The sequence below is a fragment of the Candidatus Villigracilis vicinus genome (genome assembly GCF_016702885.1).
In the GTDB taxonomy this organism is placed as follows: domain Bacteria; phylum Chloroflexota; class Anaerolineae; order Anaerolineales; family Villigracilaceae; genus Villigracilis; species Villigracilis vicinus.
Genome location: NZ_JADJDD010000003.1, coordinates 138,472 through 153,697, shown reverse-complemented (window position 1 = coordinate 153,697; position 15,226 = coordinate 138,472). Strand labels below are relative to the sequence as shown.

Here is a 15,226-nt window from a genome sequence, read left to right as displayed (position 1 = left end):
ACACCAGGAATAATTTACTGGCAGATCGTGTCCTTTGAATATTAATTTACTGATTACTTTTTCTTGAGCCACACGCCAAAAATGGCGTAACCGAGCAGCGTTCCCACACCCATCTGACTCATGGTACCGAGTAAATCAGTGGTCTGCCATTCCTGCATGACCTTATCCCCCTTGATCTTGCGCATGAAATTACCACCGATCTCCAGGTTCTTACCAGTGGCTGCCGCCCCCATGAAATTGCCAGTATGCTTGCTGGTGGTAATGAAGCGAATGCTGACGATGTCACCTTCGCTGATCACATGGGTAAACTCCATGTTCATGTTGCTAAAGGCGGCTTTCATGCCTTTCATGAAGTCAATGTATTGCTGTTTATTGAAATGCATGCCATCGCCGGTATAGGTAAAGTTATCATCCAAAATGACATCCAACTTTTCCCATTCTCCGTTCAGAATGGCTTTCGAGACGCTCAAAGCTACTTCTTTTTGTTCCATTTTATATTCTCCTGTGGCAAATTTTTTTCAGAAAATCGAGGTTACGATTCTGTTTCCAAATGGTGCTCCCAATCTTCAGGCGGCGGGAAGATCGGCAGGTATGGCAGCGGGGTCATCGGTTCAGCCAAGAGCGGCGTGACGATTTCCAACCACATCAGATAATGCACCGAACTCAGATGCGCTGCACGGGCGGCATCATCGTGATAGACATCGAACAGTGAAAAATGCGAAGAGGTTTCCACCTGCTGCAAAAGCGCAAAACTGACCAGTCCGCTCTCACGCAAGCTCTCCTCTGCGAAAGGAGTGGTAGCCTCCAAGAATTTATCGACATATTCCGGTTTGATGTAAATTGCCGTTAGCCATGTGTTCATCTTTATCTTTTCCTGTTCTGTTACAATCAGTATACGTGGCGCATCAAACCCTTCCAAGAGCCCACTATTATGTATGGTAGTTACCAAAAGGTGTGTATCGTGAACGCTTACCCAATCGACATCCTCAACGAATATTGTCCGTCCCGAAAAGTGATGGAATTGATCGGCGACAAATGGACACTCCTGACACTGAATGCCATTGCGCGCGGAATTAACCGCCATAACGCGCTGTTGCGGGAAGTTGGCGGCATTTCACAAAAAATGCTCTCTCAGACCCTGCGCGCACTTGAGCGGAACGGCATTATCACCCGCCACGTTTTCCCCGTCGTTCCGCCGCGGGTGGAATACGAGTTGACTCCATTGGGCGAATCGCTCAATGAACCGGTTGTGGCATTGGGGAAATGGGCTCAGGAAAATTACGCTCAAGTAGAAAAAGCACGCGAGAAATACGATATCGAATTCAAGAACGACGAAGAGGAATAAATAAACCGCCTGTCTTTTCCAATCAAAGACGGGCGGTTTTTGATATCATAAAATAGGAGGCTTGAATTAATGAAAGATCGTGTAAATATTTCTTCAGGAGCAAAATGGGAGGATGTTGTTGGCTATTCACGGGCAGTACGTGTCGGAAACGTAATCGAGGTGGCGGGAACCACTGCAGTGGATGAAGACGGCAACACAGTCGGCGCCAACTCTTCATACGAACAGACCAAATTTATCCTTGCAAAAATAGAAAAAGCATTAACCTCAGCAGGCGCATCTCTCAAAGACGTTGTGCGCACCCGGATGTTCGTCACCGACATCTCCAAATGGGAGGAGATCGGCAGGGCGCATGGCGAATTCTTCCGCGAGATCAAACCTGCTGCGTCGATGATCGAAGTAAAAGGCTTGATCAGCCCGGAGCTATTGATAGAAATAGAAGTCACAGCCATTGTTTTGTGAGCCATATCATGATCAATAAGATTTCTCAAAGACAACAAGATGGATTCTTTGTTAGAATAATCTGATACACATGCAATTTACAGTTAATTTCTGGAAGGCTTCGATGATTCCCAAACTCTATACATGGATCTCCAGCCCGACCTTCGAGGGAGATGAAGAAAAGACCCGCGCAGCCGGTTCGTTGAATATGGTGATCTTCCTTTTTTTGGCATCTGCCGTTTCGTACGGCATATTCACACCCATTGACCCACAGGCAATCCCGTTACGATTAGCAATCATAGGGATATTTTGTTTACTACTGCTGGGATTAAAACAAGCCATCAATCAAGGGTATGTTCGTGCTGCAGGGTTTGCGGTTGTTTCTGTATTATGGTTAATGCTTACCATGTCCATGATACTGGGCTCAACAATCAACAACCCGGCTTTCATGGGATATACAGTTGTTGTGGTGTGCGCTGGGCTTTTCCTGGATTGGCGAGCCGCGATTGGCTGGGGAGTTTTCAGCATTCTTACCGGAGCTACAACCTTGTTTATGGAAACTGTTGGTATCTCCAGCCCTTCCAGATATGTGACCTCCCCCTTCTCATATTGGACAGCGGAAGCTGTCTACATCCTCGTGATCACAATACTGCTGAGTCAGACCACCCGCAAAGTTAAAGAATTCTCAGCGAGCGCAAGGTTCGAACTAGAAGCAAGGCGGCGCATCCAGGCAGAACGCGAACAGATCATCAAGGAACTGGAAGCAAAGAATGCAGAATTGGAACGTTTTACGTACACCGTATCGCATGACTTAAAAAGTCCGCTGATCACCATCGGGGGCTTTATCGGCTTATTGGAAGAAGATGTGCGAAAAGGCAATGCATCAAATTTTCAAAATGACCTTGAGCGCATCCGTGAAGCCAAAGACAAAATGCACCGGCTGTTAAATGAATTACTGGAACTCTCCCGGGTCGGTCGAATGATCAATGTGTTTGAAGATGTCTCCATGTTGCAAATCGTTGAAGAGGCACTGGCACTGACCAGCGGCAGGTTCATGAACGCAAATATCCGGGTGATAGTCTCAAAAGACCTCCCGACAATTCGCGGTGACCAGCCTCGATTAGTGGAGGTGCTGCAGAATTTGATCGATAATGCCGTCAAATTCACTTCCACTGCTGCGGATCCGCAGATCGAAATTGGCTTTCATGACCAACAAGAACAAAAGATGTTTTTCGTCAAAGATAACGGTATCGGTATTGACCGGGCATATCACGAAAAGATATTCGGTCTATTCGACAAGTTAGACCCAACCAGCGAAGGGACGGGCGTAGGGCTGGCATTGGTCAGGCGCATTATCGAAGTTCATGGTGGGCGGATCTGGGTTGAATCGCAGGGAAAAGGAACAGGCAGCACATTCTTTTTTACCCTGCCAGCCCAAACGTAAAAATAGAATTACAACTCTTCCTTAAAAAGGGATATCAAGATTTGCAAACCGCCTTCTGGAAGATTTCGCGCTTCGATCCGTCCGCCCTGCGCCTCGATCAACTGCTTGGAAATCGCCAACCCCAATCCCGTTCCACCGGATGCGCGTGAGCGGGATTTTTCTTTGCGCCAAAAACGGTCAAAGATAAAGGGCAGGTCTTCTTCAGGAATGCCTAAGCCGTTATCGTTGACGGTCACACTTAAGCCTTCAGCAGTTTCATTGGCAGTCACCCATACCCGCCCGCCATCAGGGACGTAACGCAAGGCATTGCCAATAAGATTACTGAGTACCTGTTCAAAACGCTGCGGGTCGAGTTGCGCAGAAAGATTCCCATTGCGCTCACTCAGAACCAGCGAGATATTTTTCTCCTGCGCTTGGGCAGAAAGCATGTCGATCACAGTCGCGATCAGGTTGCCTACATCTACAGTGGTTTTATCAAATACAAGTTGACGTTTTTCTGCCAGGGTTAGCAATCGCAAGTCATCTACCAAGCGTTCAAGCAGATAGGTTTGCTCCAACGCAGTAGAAACTTGCGGACCGTTCTCGGCGTAGATGCCGTCAATGATGCCTTCGAGTCGCCCACGAATGACGGAGAGTGGTGTGCGCAGTTCATGGGCAATATCAGCAAGAAAATCGCGGCGTTCGCGGTCATTGCGTTCAAGTGAAGACGCCATCACGTTAAAACTTTCAGAAAGGGTGCGCAGATCCTGCGGTCCTTCGGTGGAAATACGAGTATCGAGTTTCCCATCGGTAACCGCTCGCGCAGCATAGATCACATCTGCCAGTGGGTTGACGAAGCGGCGCATGAGCAAATTTGCTACGACCACAAGAAAGGTCGCCAATAGCAACGAAATCACCCCGATCGGAAAAACAATAGCGCGCGCAAAACCGAATCGTTGTGAAAGCGAGTAGGGTGTGATCACTAAATACCCAATTGGTTCGCCGTGTGCAGCGAGGTTGAAAACCACATCACTACTTTGAATGGTGTAGTTCGTGCCCACTGTCGGTGTAGATGAAACTTCGGAGGCAGAATCCAGCCTTTGATCCAGAACGATGCGCTGCTCTTCATCCAACAACAATGTACTCATTGCATCTAATTCAGGCATCGAATCAAATGCAACTTCAACGCCCTGCCAATTGCCGCTGGCAAGATAATAACCTTCGAGTGTACTAACGAATGGAATCGGCACCGGGGTGGATGAAGATGTCAGGAAATAGCCGATGATGAGGGTAAAGATCAGGAACGACAAAAACAAGACGATAACAAATGCACGCAGCAAAAGATTTAACAAACGGCGACGAATTTCACGAATGGATGAATGCATTTACACCTCGAACTTATAACCCACACCATGCACCGTGACGATCAGTTCGTCCGGCTCCAATTTGCGACGCAGGTTGCGGATGTGCGAATCGATGGCGCGCTCGTAACTTTCGAAGGCAACGCCATGCGCGGAATTCAACAATTGCATGCGGGAAAAAATGCGACCAGGCTGACTCATGAGAGTTGCCATGATCTCGAACTCGGTCGGCGTAAGTTGCACCGTACGCTTCTTTATCTGGACCTCGTAGTGGGCTCTGTCCAATAAAACATTATCCACGCGGATCACATCCGCCGCCGAGTCGCCGCTGACACGGCGCAATACCACTTTGACGCGTGCCACCAACTCACGCGGACTGAACGGCTTGGTGATGTAATCATCAGCGCCGATCTCCAAGCCGATGAGTTTATCCGTTTCTTCAACTCGTGCCGTGAGCATGATGATGGGCACGTTGCTCTCGCGGCGAATTTCACGGCACAGGTCGAGACCATCCATTTCGGGCATCATCCAATCGAGCACGATCAAGTCTGGTTTTTCGCGGCGGGCTGCGGCGAGACCTTGCACACCATCACTGGCGGTGACCACATCGAACGCGGATGCCTTGAGATAATCGCGGCTGATCTCAAGGATCTCGGGTTCGTCATCGACGAGGAGGATTTTCTTGGGCATAAAGCCTTTTTACCACAAAGTGTCACAAAGGGACACAAAGGTTTTTATCTCTTCCTTCGTGACCCTTTGTGCTCCTTCGTGGTTGATATATTTACTCGTATCGCAGCGCCACCATCGGGTGCAGGTTCGCGGCACGGAAGGCGGGATACAACCCGAAGAAGATTCCGATGATGAGCGCAAAGAAGAACGCCAGCAAAATGGAGTTGGCAGTGATGACGGAAGAGATTAGCCCGCTTAGGCTGAATGCCAGTGCGATGCCTACGCCGAGCAAAATCCCAACAATGCCGCCAAGCAAACTCAATGTGACAGTTTCAATCAGGAATTGAGTGAGGATTTGATTCTTGGTCGCGCCTACAGCTTTACGCAAGCCGATCTCCTTGGTACGTTCAGTGACCGACACCAACATGATGTTCATGATGCCAATACCGCCCACGAGCAGGGATATGCCTGCAATGGCGCCCAAAAAGACGGTAAGAGTTTGCGTCACAGTATTGAGAGTCTCCAAAGTGTCGGATTGACTCATTACATTGAAATCCAATTCATCCGTGGTTTTGAGTTCGTGTGAACGGCGGACCATATACTCAACGGTTGCTGAGACAGTGTCCATGTCTTTTTCGTCCGTCACAGAGACGAGAATATTATTAACGGTCTTTTGGCCGTTATACAAGGCGCTTTCGCCGAAAAGTTTGGTGTAACCCGTTTCGATGGGAATAAAGATATTCTCGTCCGGCGAGCCGATGGACGAACCTTTGGCTTCAAGAACACCCACCACTTGGAACTTCAAGCCATTGACGGAGATGACCTTGCCAATTGGGGAGACTGTGCCAAATAAATCTTCCGCAACGCCAGAACCGAGCACTGCCACCAAATTTTGTGATTTGTTATCACCATCAGTGATGAAACGTCCATCTGCGAGTTCAAACGAACGCACATCCTTATGTGCTTCCATCACACCCACTGTCGGTGCGCTGAAACTCTCACTACCAAATTTGACCGTATAACTGGCTTGATAGACCGGCACAATGTCTGAGATATTGGTCGTAAGCGCACGATCCAGCAGTTGATAATCGGCATAATAGAGATGACTCGCCTGCTGAGAACCGCCGCTGAGTGCCGCCGGACCTGATTGCATTCTGCCTGGAGAGATGGTCAACAAATTTGAGCCGCCGCTTTGGATCTGGCTGGTTATGCTGGCTGTAGCGCCTTCACCGATCGAGAGCAGCGCCACCACCGTTGCCACACCGATAACGATGCCAAGAATGGTCAACACCGAGCGCATTTTGTTTGCGCGCAAAGCACGCAAGGCGATCTTTAGGTTTTCTGAAAATAACATGTTTATTTCTCCGTCTTCCGTCATTGCGAGGGCGGTGCTCTCCCGCCCGACACTTGCGCCGCACGCCAGTGCGGTGAGCAATCTCGAAATCAGTCTGGGATTGCTTCGTCGCAAAGAGCAAGAGCGCTCCTCGCAATGACGAGGGTTTTTATTCTTCTATACGCGGCGCACCGGCTTTGATGGGATTCGGGTTGACTTCATCCGAAACGATCTTGCCATCTGAGAGTTTGATAATGCGATCGGTGTGACGTGCCACATACGAGTCGTGGGTCACCAGGATCACCGTCTGCCCGTTATCGCGGTGCAGGCTTTGGAACAAGTCCATGATCTCTACGCCGGTCTTGCTGTCTAATGCACCGGTGGGTTCATCTGCCAACAAGATGGCTGGTTCATTCACAATGGCACGGGCAATCGCAACACGCTGTTGCTGCCCGCCAGAAAGCTCGTTCGGAGCGTGATGAGTACGCTTACCAAGCCCCACACGTTCCAAGGCTTTCATGGCGCGGTCATCGCGTTCCTTACCGGCATACCCGGCATAAGTCAGCGGGAGTTTGACATTCTCCAATGCGCTTGTGCGCGCTAACAAGTTGAATTGCTGAAAGACAAAGCCGATCTTTCGTCCGCGCACCTCAGCGAGGCGGGTTTCATCCATGTTCTCCACCGAAACATCATCGAGCGTATAACGTCCACTGCTGGGTACATCAAGGCAGCCGATGATCGACATCAACGTACTCTTGCCCGAACCGCTGGGTCCCATGATGGCGACCATCTCACCTTTTTCGATGGTGAAGCTCGCACCATCCAATGCGCGTACTTCGCTTTCACCCATCTGATACACCTTGGTCAACCCTTCTACATGGATCATTGATTGCCTCCAAACGGATTCGGCGCTTCAAAGCTGCTCTCGCGTGCCGTGGTCACCACATCCCCTTCGTTCAAGTCACCAGTCACCGCAACCATTTCACCGATGATCTCGCCGCCAACCACGTCCACACGCACGGTTTCATTGCCGCGCAGCGTCCACACGAATTCGCCATTGCTATCATTCTGAATTGCAGTGATAGGCACTGCCAATGTCGCCGTCTCGCCGCCGATCTGAATGACCAGGTTCATGGTGGAACCCAGCGGCAGGAAAATGCCATCTTCCGGTTTGTCGAGATCGATCCGCACAGCGTATTTGACAAGACCCGATATGACTTCGCCAACAGGATTGATGGACATCACTTCGCCTGTAAATGTGACACCGGGCAGCGCATCGGACTCCGCCGTTACCTGATTGCCCACCTGAACCTTGGCAATGTCTGATTCATCCACTTGCGCATCGACGTAGAGATTTTCCAAATTGGCAATGTTGACCGAAAGCTCCCCCGAGCTGACAACATCCCCGTTCACTTGATCGACCGAAAGCACCTGCCCATCAAAGGGAGCAATGATGCTCATGGTATTGACGGTCGCCTGTGCGGCATCCACCTTGGCTTGGGCAGCGATCACATCTTGTGAGGTCTCACCTGCCAGCAAACGGTCATATTCACGCTGAGCATCTTCGTACTTGGCTTTCTTCAAAGCTAAATCATTCTCAGCTTCGATGATCCAATCTTCAGGAGCAGGTCCACGGAAGGTTTCGGTATCGTAGTCATACGCCCAGCCATTTCCTTGTTTGACCAACTTGGCAAGATACTTCGTCTGTGGCACGCGTGTATCGGTTTGCAGGTATTTCAAGTAGTTCACTGCATCGTCATAATCTTCCCTGGCATCCTTCAAATCAATGGCGGCTTGAGCGAGATCGGTACCAGAATTAAGCAAGTCATCGAGATTTTGCTGTGCAGTGATCAAATCTGCTTGAGCAGAAACAATGCTCGATGAAGTGCTGGTCGGGTCGAGGGTTAATAAAATATCGCCCGCCTTCACAAAGTCACCGGGCTGGACGTTAACCTCAGCCACCGTGCCGCTGGTCTTCCAGTTGAGGTTGGCAAAGGGTTCAGCTTCAAGGCTGCCGGTCGAGTCGACCGTTTCTGTCAGTGTGAGAGAAACTACCTGGGCAGTTTCCGCTGAGGCTGAGTCGGAGGCGTTGGCATTCTTCGTCAGCGAACCAATCAGCAAGGCAAGGACCACCACCACGCCAGCAGCGATCCATAAGAATTTTTTGTTTTTGAGTAATTCAGACATTTGATTTCTCCTTTATTGTTACCAACAGGATACTTTTCAAATGTGCAGAAATTGTGCAGGCGGGGTGGATGATTATGGAGGGTTCTTGGGTACAATTAAGGCATGAAATCCGAAACCCTCTCCACTTTAACACTACCCAAGGTCGGCTTTGGCACTTGGAAGATCGGCGGCAACTCCACACCCAACCGTGCCGTGGACGAAAAATCGCTGGCAGCGTTGCGCTATGCGTTAGAGATCGGCTACACCCACATCGACACTGCCGAAATGTACGCCAGTGGTCACAGCGAAGAATTGGTCGGGCAGGCGGTGCGCGAGTCTGGGATGAAGCGTGAGGATGTGTTCATTACATCCAAGGTCATCCCAAGCCATTTACGCTACGACGATGTCTTGACCGCCTGTGAAAATTCCCTGCGCCATCTTGGCATGGAGTATATTGACTTGTATCTCATCCACTGGCCTCAATCGGGTGCAAAGTACGAGGAGACATTCAAGGCGTTGAATAAACTGGTACGCGATGGGAAAGTAAAACACCTCGGCGTGAGTAACTTTGATGTGAAATTACTCAAACAGGCGCAATCGCTTTCAGAGACGCCCATTATCACCAATCAGGTTCCATTCAGTTTGGGTGACCGTTCTTATATCAAGAACGGCATGCTCGCCTACTGTCAGCAAAACGACATCTTGTTAACGGCGTACTCTCCAGTGGAAGAAGGAAAACTTCGACCAAACAAAACCGTGGCTGCCATTGCCAAAGCACACAACGCCACGCCATTTCAAATTGCGCTCGCATGGATTGTTTCTCATCCGCGCGTTATCACCATTCCCATGTCATTCAACCCGGTCCACATCCGCGAGAATTTTGAGTCCGCAGACATTGAGTTGACGCAGGATGAGATCGAGCAGTTAACCAATTAAATATGAATTCGCATCCCTTACCAGAAATTCAGATCATCGAAGAAACAGATACCGAACTTGAGCCGATGTATAGCGTCATCATTCATAACGATGACGCCACACCAATGGACTTTGTCGTGGAAGTGCTCAAGCAGATTTTCTTCCTTGGCAATGACCGCGCCGCAGAGATCATGCTGGCGGCACATGTCAAAGGCTCTGCCTATGTGCAAACATTGCCGCGTATCGAAGCTGAGAAGCGCGTACAACACGCCCATCAAGCCGCAGGCATGCAGGGCTATCCTTTACACTTCAGCATTGAGCGCGAATGACATCCAACCTCGAAACCCTTACAGAGATCAATCTCGATGACCTGGTCAGTTCGTTTGGCTGGCAAAACTCGCCTCTGCTCTCGCGCCTGTTGCGATTCTTTTTCCGCAACCCGGCGCGGACTTTCGCTCAGCATATGGTGGAATATGACGACATCGTCGGCGCCCATGGAATTGTTGAAGGCGCATGGCATCTCTCGCGCCGTTATGTCAAAGACATCCGCATCATCGGCGCGGACCGGATTCCTGAATCAGCGTTCCTAGCCTTATCCAATCACCCCGGCATGACCGACACAGTAACACTTTTTGCAGCCTTGAACCGCAAAAACCTGCGCATCATCGCCTTGGATAGACCCTTCCTCAATGCACTTCCACATACCACGGCACAGCTTTTCTACGTCTACGACGACCCTGCCAAACGGATGACATTGGTACGGCAAGTCAGTGCCCACCTCAAAAGAGGCGGTGCCATTCTCACATTCCCTGCCGGGCATATCGAGCCTGATCCGGACGTGTACCCTGGCGCTGTCGATTCGCTCAAAGCGTGGACAGATAGCGTCGGCGTGTTCATCCGCATGGCGCCCGAGGCGGCTATCTTGCCGGTGCTGGCACGGAACGTGGTCGCAAAGAAGTATGCGAATCACTGGTTATTGAAAATAAAAAAGACGAAGGAAGAAAAAGAAAAGTTAGCAACCGCGCTGCAACTGCTCGGCATGGTGATGTTCAATGAAAAGCCTGTAACAGTCACGATCCAGATCGGAAAGCCGATCTATGCCAAAGATTTAGGGTCGACCGAAACAGAGGTCATTCATCAAGCCGTGCTGACTGAGATGAAGAACTTGATCGAGAATCCTCCAGAATAAAAAGAGAGACTGTCACCTTGAAAGTGACTGTCTCTTTTTATTTACTGTTTTCGTACACGGTTTGCGATGATCGAAGCGCCAGTGGATGGGCTTGGGAAGGATCCGCCCGCTTCGATGGGCTCATCACCGTTGAAGTCTTTGAGTTGGGGCCATTTCCACATGATCCACAACGTTCCAAGGATACAACCGATACCGCCAGTGATGACGGCAAAGGGCGCGCCAAAGAACTGCGCCACAGCTCCGGCTTCGATCTCGCCGAGTTGTGGTCCGCCCATGAAGAAGATCTGGTTGATACTCGTCATACGCCCACGAACATGGTCGGGCGTTTGCAACTGACGGATGGTGTTCCGCACAATGGTGCTGACTCCATCCGCTCCGCCGGTGATGGCAATGGCAAGCCACGCCACAATGAATGATCTAGTGATGCCAAAGATGATGGTTGCAATGCCAAAGATGATGACCGAAACAAGGAATATCTTGCCCTGCTTCCGAATTTCTTTTACTTGAGAAATGACCAATGCGACTGCCACCGCTCCCACCGCAGAGGCGGCGGAGAGGTAGCCATACTCCACCACGCCTACATTCAATACATCCTTGGCAATGATGGGCATCAGAGTGCTGGCGGAGGCGAAGAAGGTCGCGACGAAATCCACCATCATGGTCGAGAAGATGATCGGCTTGGCAAGGATAAAGCGAATGCCATCCTTGATGGAATCTAAACTGACACCAGCAGTTTTCTCTGTGATGGCTTGGGGTACATCTCCGATCATGAACAAGGCGAATAAAACAGCTGCAAAGGAAAAGGCGTTGAAATAGTACACTGCCGCCTGCCCAAAGTAGGCGATGAAGAACCCGCTCAGAGCCGGACCAATCACGGCTCCTGCTTGAAAGGCGGTAAAGGTCATGCTAAAGGCATTGGGCAAATCTTTTTTCGGTAAAAGGTTCGGAATCAACGCCTGGCGCGATGGACCGTCGAAAGCGACGACGACCGCTTGCAATGCAGTAATGATGTAAATATGCCAGATAGTGACTTGCCCAAACTGAGTGAACAAAGCCAATATCAACGCCAGAAGCGCGGCGATGGATTGAGTGATGAACATCACCTTACGCCTGTCACGCGAATCCGCAAGCGCGCCGCCGATCAGGGAAAAGATTACGACCGGCAGAAAGCGTGCCACACCAATGCCACCCAAGGCAATGGGATTTTTATCGATCTGATTAACGTGCCAAAATAATGCCCAGAGCTGCATCTGGGTTCCAGTAATGGAGATGAGTTGTCCGAGCCAAAGGTAGAAGAATTTTTTATGCTGTAGAGATGGAGGGATATGCATTTAGGTGTCAGGTATCAGGTTATGTTCCCCAGTCACGGAGATAGAGGAAGTCGTAGCCGATGGTGCGGTTGCTGATCTTGGCGATTGGCGGCTGCATGCGCTTGAATTGGTTGCGGCGGATGCGTGCGGTGACGGCATCGACAAACTTTTTATCAAAGCCTGCTTCCATCGCTTCTTGCGGACTGTAGCGTTGATCCACCAACAGGTAGAGGAGTTTATCGGCTTCGGAATAGGTGAAGCCCAATTCACCTTCGTCGGTTTGGTCTTCCCACAAGTCGGCGGATGGCGGCTTGTCAATAATAGGAGCCGGGACATTCATGGCTCGCGAAAGTTGGCGGACTTGGGTCTTATACAGATCACCAATTGGGTTAAGCGCATTGGCAGAGTCACCATACAGAGTACTGTAGCCTAAAAGGATTTCTGTCTTATTGCTCGTGCCAATGACCAATCCTTTAAAGACTTCACTCTGATCGTAGATCACGATCATGCGTTCACGCGCCATGATATTGCCCTTACGCAGCTTGGACATATCCGGGTTGAGCTTGAAAAGCGGCTCAACCATATCGGTGATCTCAATGGTTTTACTGGGAATACCGAGTTGATCGATCAGCAATTGCGCGTGGTCAAGCGAATCTTTGCTGGAGGCTTTATACGGCATACGAACCGCAAGGACGTTATCCTTGCCGAGTGCTTCCACTGCCAATACCAGAGAAAGCGCAGAGTCGATGCCGCCGGAGAGACCGATGACCGCGCGAGACATGCCCACCCGAGTAATCTCAGACTTGATAAAACCTGCCAGGATCTCACGGGCAAGATCTGTATTGATGGTGAGGTTGATATCAATCACGGGCAAGGATCCTGTTCATTTCTTTTTGGACGAGGGCCGTACGTTCATCACGCAATAAGGGCAAACGGGCACGCGTACGGCGGAGTTGGTTCAAGTCTAATTCAGAGTAAGTGATGGCTTCTTCGTTATAGGGACCATGCGCCAGCTCTTCCCCAGTCGGGTCGAAGATGGTCGCGCCGCCCCAAAAATGCAGACCGTCTTCATAGCCCACTCGGTTGGCGTGTGCCACAAAAGAAGTGAACATGCTGGCATAGGCTTTGGTAATGCGCTCAACCCAACGCGCAGATTCGAGCTTGTCTTTGTCATTAAGTCCGCGACCCGGTGAGGCGGAAGAAAAAAGCATAATGTCGGCGCCATCAAGCCAGAGCAAGTAAGGAGGCGAAGCGTGCCAGAAATCCTCACAGATCAGCATACCCATGCGCCCAAACTTCGTATCGAAGGCACGGACTGAATCTCCCCAGGCAAAGAAGCGCCCTTCGTCAAAGAGACCATAGGTGGGCAGATACACTTTGTGATGCACGTGCAAGACCTTGCCGCCTGAAAGATACGCCGAGGCAATATAAAAGCGATGACGCGAGTCTTCGTCTACAAAGCCAACCACAAGGTCGAGGTCGTACGAGGCTTTAAGAAGATGTTTGAAGATGGGGTCATCTTCAGTCGGCTTGTGCGCTACCGAAGCAACCAGATCCTGCAAGACATAGCCGGTAAGGGAAAGTTCTGGGAAAACAAGCAAGTCCGCTTTCGCGGCTTTTGCCTGTTCGATATAGTCGAGATGCTTGGCAAGGTTGGATTCGACATCGCCAAGTTTTGTATTGATCTGTGCAAGGGCGAGGTTAAGTTTCATTGCGAGAATCTTACCACTAAAAAATACAAGACCTGTCAATTTTTACTCAACAGGTCTTGTAAAATTATTTCACCACCACGATCTGAACGGTATCGCCCAGGTCGTCCGAAGCAATCACTGTCACAGTGATGCCTTCTACCGTAATCGATTCGCCCATTGCCAGCGGAGATTGAACCCGGTACGGATCGCCCTCTGAAACAGGCAGCACAGTAATGGTCCCTTCACCCGAATAAATGGATGTATCAGCCAAATATACCAACGCACCTGATTTGACAAGTTCCGCATCCACCCCAACGGGACGGCGGGATTCAACCACCAAGGCTTTGCCTTCGCTGATGGGTACGATCACTGCCTTAATGCCGCCTTGTGTTTCAATCGGTGTGAGGGTCGTTGTTTGGTCTGCACTCGTCTGGCAAACGATCTGCGCATCATCCAACCAGCTCAATTGCCAGCGTTCAAAGGCAAAAAAGCCCGGCGCGCTGCCGTCGATAAATCCCATCAAACTAAAATCTCCTACAAAGCGATGCTGGTCGGGATAATTATTGGAGTCATATTGATACGCATAAAGATCAGGCAAACCCATCATGTGTCCGGTTTCATGATTCAACCAGTAGGAGCCCCAGCCCGGCAAATCTGCACCAGAAGTGGCACCGTTGGCAAAGGTTTTGCCGTCTGCGAAATACCCACCGCCGGGTGAAGCGCCGAAAGCAGGTCCATACGGAATGGCGCTTGCTTCGGGAGGCACCAGCACGATCACAGAATCGGCGGTTGAAAAATCAACATCCGCATCTGCAAGTGTCACCGCTTCTTGAATGAACGCCAAATGGCCATCATAACTTCGGATGCCTTCACCATAATGCGCAGACGGTTGACTCAAGCGCAGCCAAACCGGATGCGGCTGAAGGGTCCAGTTCATTCTGCCATACGACATTTCAGCATAGTAGGTTTCAGCGCCGGGTGAAATGATGTTCAGTAATTCTTCAGGGGTTTGCGTGGCAGGCACATCAGAAAAATCGGCAAAGAGGACGATCGTCTTCACATCCCCCACCGAAGGCATTTTGAACGCCGGGTTGGGCAATCCCAAACCGACATTCGTAAACGAAAGCGGCGGCAGTTTACACTCTGCCACAGAGGCTGCTGGAGCCGGTAGTTCGGTACTCACTGCCGTCATTTCAGGAGGAGCTGTTTGAGTGGCAAGAACGGCAGTCTCTGCGGCTGGCAGGGAAGCTATGCCGCAGCCACAGGCAGCAAATGCAAACACAAGGATCCAAATCCAGCGGATTGAATTTTTTTTCATCGTGCATCTCCTCTACATCTGATCATTCACATACAACTCAAAAACAAAAGCCCGACTTGACTAAGCCG

17 protein-coding genes are annotated in these 15,226 nt (G+C 50.3%); 6 read left to right on the top strand and 11 right to left on the bottom strand.

Annotated elements, in window-relative coordinates; all coding sequences use genetic code 11:
- Positions 1–53 precede the first annotated feature (53 nt).
- Both IPG80_RS04165 and IPG80_RS04160 read right to left on the bottom strand, forming a co-directional pair.
- Complete coding sequence (locus IPG80_RS04165) at positions 54–491, bottom strand: ester cyclase (protein ID WP_345103033.1); 438 nt, start codon at positions 489–491, stop codon at positions 54–56.
- Between the two features lie 41 nt (positions 492–532).
- Positions 533–862, bottom strand: coding sequence for an antibiotic biosynthesis monooxygenase (locus IPG80_RS04160; protein WP_345103031.1), 330 nt, complete (start codon positions 860–862; stop codon positions 533–535).
- Between the two features lie 99 nt (positions 863–961).
- Between IPG80_RS04160 and IPG80_RS04155 the strand changes: the two genes are divergently transcribed.
- From IPG80_RS04155 to IPG80_RS04145, 3 genes are all read left to right on the top strand, one after another.
- Positions 962–1,345: a helix-turn-helix domain-containing protein gene (locus IPG80_RS04155; RefSeq protein ID WP_345103029.1), complete on the top strand. Its 384-nt coding sequence runs from the start codon at positions 962–964 to the stop codon at positions 1,343–1,345.
- Between the two features lie 69 nt (positions 1,346–1,414).
- Positions 1,415–1,804, top strand: coding sequence for a RidA family protein (locus IPG80_RS04150; protein ID WP_345103027.1), 390 nt, complete (start codon positions 1,415–1,417; stop codon positions 1,802–1,804).
- Between the two features lie 70 nt (positions 1,805–1,874).
- Positions 1,875–3,227 carry an ATP-binding protein gene (locus tag IPG80_RS04145; protein WP_345103025.1) on the top strand — a complete coding sequence of 451 codons (1,353 nt, stop codon included), beginning with the start codon at positions 1,875–1,877 and terminating at the stop codon, positions 3,225–3,227.
- 8 nt (positions 3,228–3,235) lie between these two features.
- Here IPG80_RS04145 and IPG80_RS04140 read toward each other — a convergent pair whose 3' ends face one another.
- From IPG80_RS04140 to IPG80_RS04120, 5 genes are all read right to left on the bottom strand, one after another.
- Positions 3,236–4,591 (bottom strand): ATP-binding protein, encoded by a 1,356-nt coding sequence (locus IPG80_RS04140; RefSeq protein ID WP_345103023.1) that lies wholly within the window; start codon positions 4,589–4,591, stop codon positions 3,236–3,238.
- Positions 4,592–5,257, bottom strand: a complete 666-nt coding sequence (locus IPG80_RS04135) for a response regulator transcription factor (RefSeq protein WP_345103022.1) — start codon at positions 5,255–5,257, stop codon at positions 4,592–4,594.
- A 91-nt stretch (positions 5,258–5,348) separates the two neighbouring features.
- Complete coding sequence (locus IPG80_RS04130) at positions 5,349–6,590, bottom strand: ABC transporter permease (RefSeq protein ID WP_345103020.1); 1,242 nt, start codon at positions 6,588–6,590, stop codon at positions 5,349–5,351.
- A gap of 148 nt (positions 6,591–6,738) precedes the next feature.
- Positions 6,739–7,455, bottom strand: coding sequence for an ABC transporter ATP-binding protein (locus IPG80_RS04125; protein WP_345103018.1), 717 nt, complete (start codon positions 7,453–7,455; stop codon positions 6,739–6,741).
- On the bottom strand, positions 7,452–8,756 hold the full coding sequence (locus tag IPG80_RS04120) for an efflux RND transporter periplasmic adaptor subunit (RefSeq protein WP_345103016.1): 1,305 nt from the start codon (positions 8,754–8,756) through the stop codon (positions 7,452–7,454). The genes IPG80_RS04125 and IPG80_RS04120 overlap by 4 nt, the downstream gene beginning before the upstream one ends.
- Before the next feature lie 102 nt (positions 8,757–8,858).
- On the opposite strand from IPG80_RS04120, the gene IPG80_RS04115 reads away from it, so the two are divergent.
- Genes IPG80_RS04115 through IPG80_RS04105 form a run of 3 tightly spaced genes read left to right on the top strand, consistent with a single transcriptional unit; the run spans position 8,859 to position 10,839 of the window.
- Positions 8,859–9,671, top strand: a complete 813-nt coding sequence (locus IPG80_RS04115) for an aldo/keto reductase (RefSeq protein ID WP_345103014.1) — start codon at positions 8,859–8,861, stop codon at positions 9,669–9,671.
- A gap of 2 nt (positions 9,672–9,673) precedes the next feature.
- Complete coding sequence (locus IPG80_RS04110; protein WP_345103012.1) at positions 9,674–9,979, top strand: ATP-dependent Clp protease adaptor ClpS; 306 nt, start codon at positions 9,674–9,676, stop codon at positions 9,977–9,979.
- Positions 9,976–10,839: a 1-acyl-sn-glycerol-3-phosphate acyltransferase gene (locus tag IPG80_RS04105; protein ID WP_345103010.1), complete on the top strand. Its 864-nt coding sequence runs from the start codon at positions 9,976–9,978 to the stop codon at positions 10,837–10,839. The genes IPG80_RS04110 and IPG80_RS04105 overlap by 4 nt, the downstream gene beginning before the upstream one ends.
- 41 nt (positions 10,840–10,880) lie before the next feature.
- On the opposite strand, the gene IPG80_RS04100 is transcribed toward IPG80_RS04105, so the two are convergent.
- The 4 genes from IPG80_RS04100 to IPG80_RS04085 all read right to left on the bottom strand — a co-directional run bounded on the left by IPG80_RS04100 (position 10,881) and on the right by IPG80_RS04085 (position 15,158).
- A complete protein-coding gene (locus IPG80_RS04100) occupies positions 10,881–12,170 on the bottom strand; it encodes an MFS transporter (protein ID WP_345103008.1) in 1,290 nt (429 codons plus the stop codon).
- A gap of 19 nt (positions 12,171–12,189) precedes the next feature.
- Positions 12,190–13,014, bottom strand: coding sequence for an NAD+ synthase (locus tag IPG80_RS04095; RefSeq protein WP_345103252.1), 825 nt, complete (start codon positions 13,012–13,014; stop codon positions 12,190–12,192).
- Entirely contained in the window at positions 13,010–13,861 is an 852-nt protein-coding gene (locus tag IPG80_RS04090) for a nitrilase-related carbon-nitrogen hydrolase (RefSeq protein ID WP_345103006.1), read from the bottom strand. The genes IPG80_RS04095 and IPG80_RS04090 overlap by 5 nt, the downstream gene beginning before the upstream one ends.
- A 64-nt stretch (positions 13,862–13,925) precedes the next feature.
- Positions 13,926–15,158 carry a hypothetical protein gene (locus IPG80_RS04085; protein WP_345103004.1) on the bottom strand — a complete coding sequence of 411 codons (1,233 nt, stop codon included), beginning with the start codon at positions 15,156–15,158 and terminating at the stop codon, positions 13,926–13,928.
- Positions 15,159–15,226 lie beyond the last annotated feature (68 nt).

Coding starts and splice junctions, on each gene's coding strand:
- IPG80_RS04165 (WP_345103033.1), bottom strand. CDS start 491: ATGGAACAAAAAGAAGTAGCTTTGAGCGTCTCGAAAGCCATTCTGAAC.
- IPG80_RS04160 (WP_345103031.1), bottom strand. CDS start 862: ATGAACACATGGCTAACGGCAATTTACATCAAACCGGAATATGTCGAT.
- IPG80_RS04150 (WP_345103027.1), top strand. CDS start 1,415: ATGAAAGATCGTGTAAATATTTCTTCAGGAGCAAAATGGGAGGATGTT.
- IPG80_RS04145 (WP_345103025.1), top strand. CDS start 1,875: ATGCAATTTACAGTTAATTTCTGGAAGGCTTCGATGATTCCCAAACTC.
- IPG80_RS04140 (WP_345103023.1), bottom strand. CDS start 4,591: ATGCATTCATCCATTCGTGAAATTCGTCGCCGTTTGTTAAATCTTTTG.
- IPG80_RS04135 (WP_345103022.1), bottom strand. CDS start 5,257: ATGCCCAAGAAAATCCTCCTCGTCGATGACGAACCCGAGATCCTTGAG.
- IPG80_RS04130 (WP_345103020.1), bottom strand. CDS start 6,590: ATGTTATTTTCAGAAAACCTAAAGATCGCCTTGCGTGCTTTGCGCGCA.
- IPG80_RS04125 (WP_345103018.1), bottom strand. CDS start 7,455: ATGATCCATGTAGAAGGGTTGACCAAGGTGTATCAGATGGGTGAAAGC.
- IPG80_RS04120 (WP_345103016.1), bottom strand. CDS start 8,756: ATGTCTGAATTACTCAAAAACAAAAAATTCTTATGGATCGCTGCTGGC.
- IPG80_RS04115 (WP_345103014.1), top strand. CDS start 8,859: ATGAAATCCGAAACCCTCTCCACTTTAACACTACCCAAGGTCGGCTTT.
- IPG80_RS04110 (WP_345103012.1), top strand. CDS start 9,674: ATGAATTCGCATCCCTTACCAGAAATTCAGATCATCGAAGAAACAGAT.
- IPG80_RS04105 (WP_345103010.1), top strand. CDS start 9,976: ATGACATCCAACCTCGAAACCCTTACAGAGATCAATCTCGATGACCTG.
- IPG80_RS04100 (WP_345103008.1), bottom strand. CDS start 12,170: ATGCATATCCCTCCATCTCTACAGCATAAAAAATTCTTCTACCTTTGG.
- IPG80_RS04090 (WP_345103006.1), bottom strand. CDS start 13,861: ATGAAACTTAACCTCGCCCTTGCACAGATCAATACAAAACTTGGCGAT.
- IPG80_RS04085 (WP_345103004.1), bottom strand. CDS start 15,158: ATGAAAAAAAATTCAATCCGCTGGATTTGGATCCTTGTGTTTGCATTT.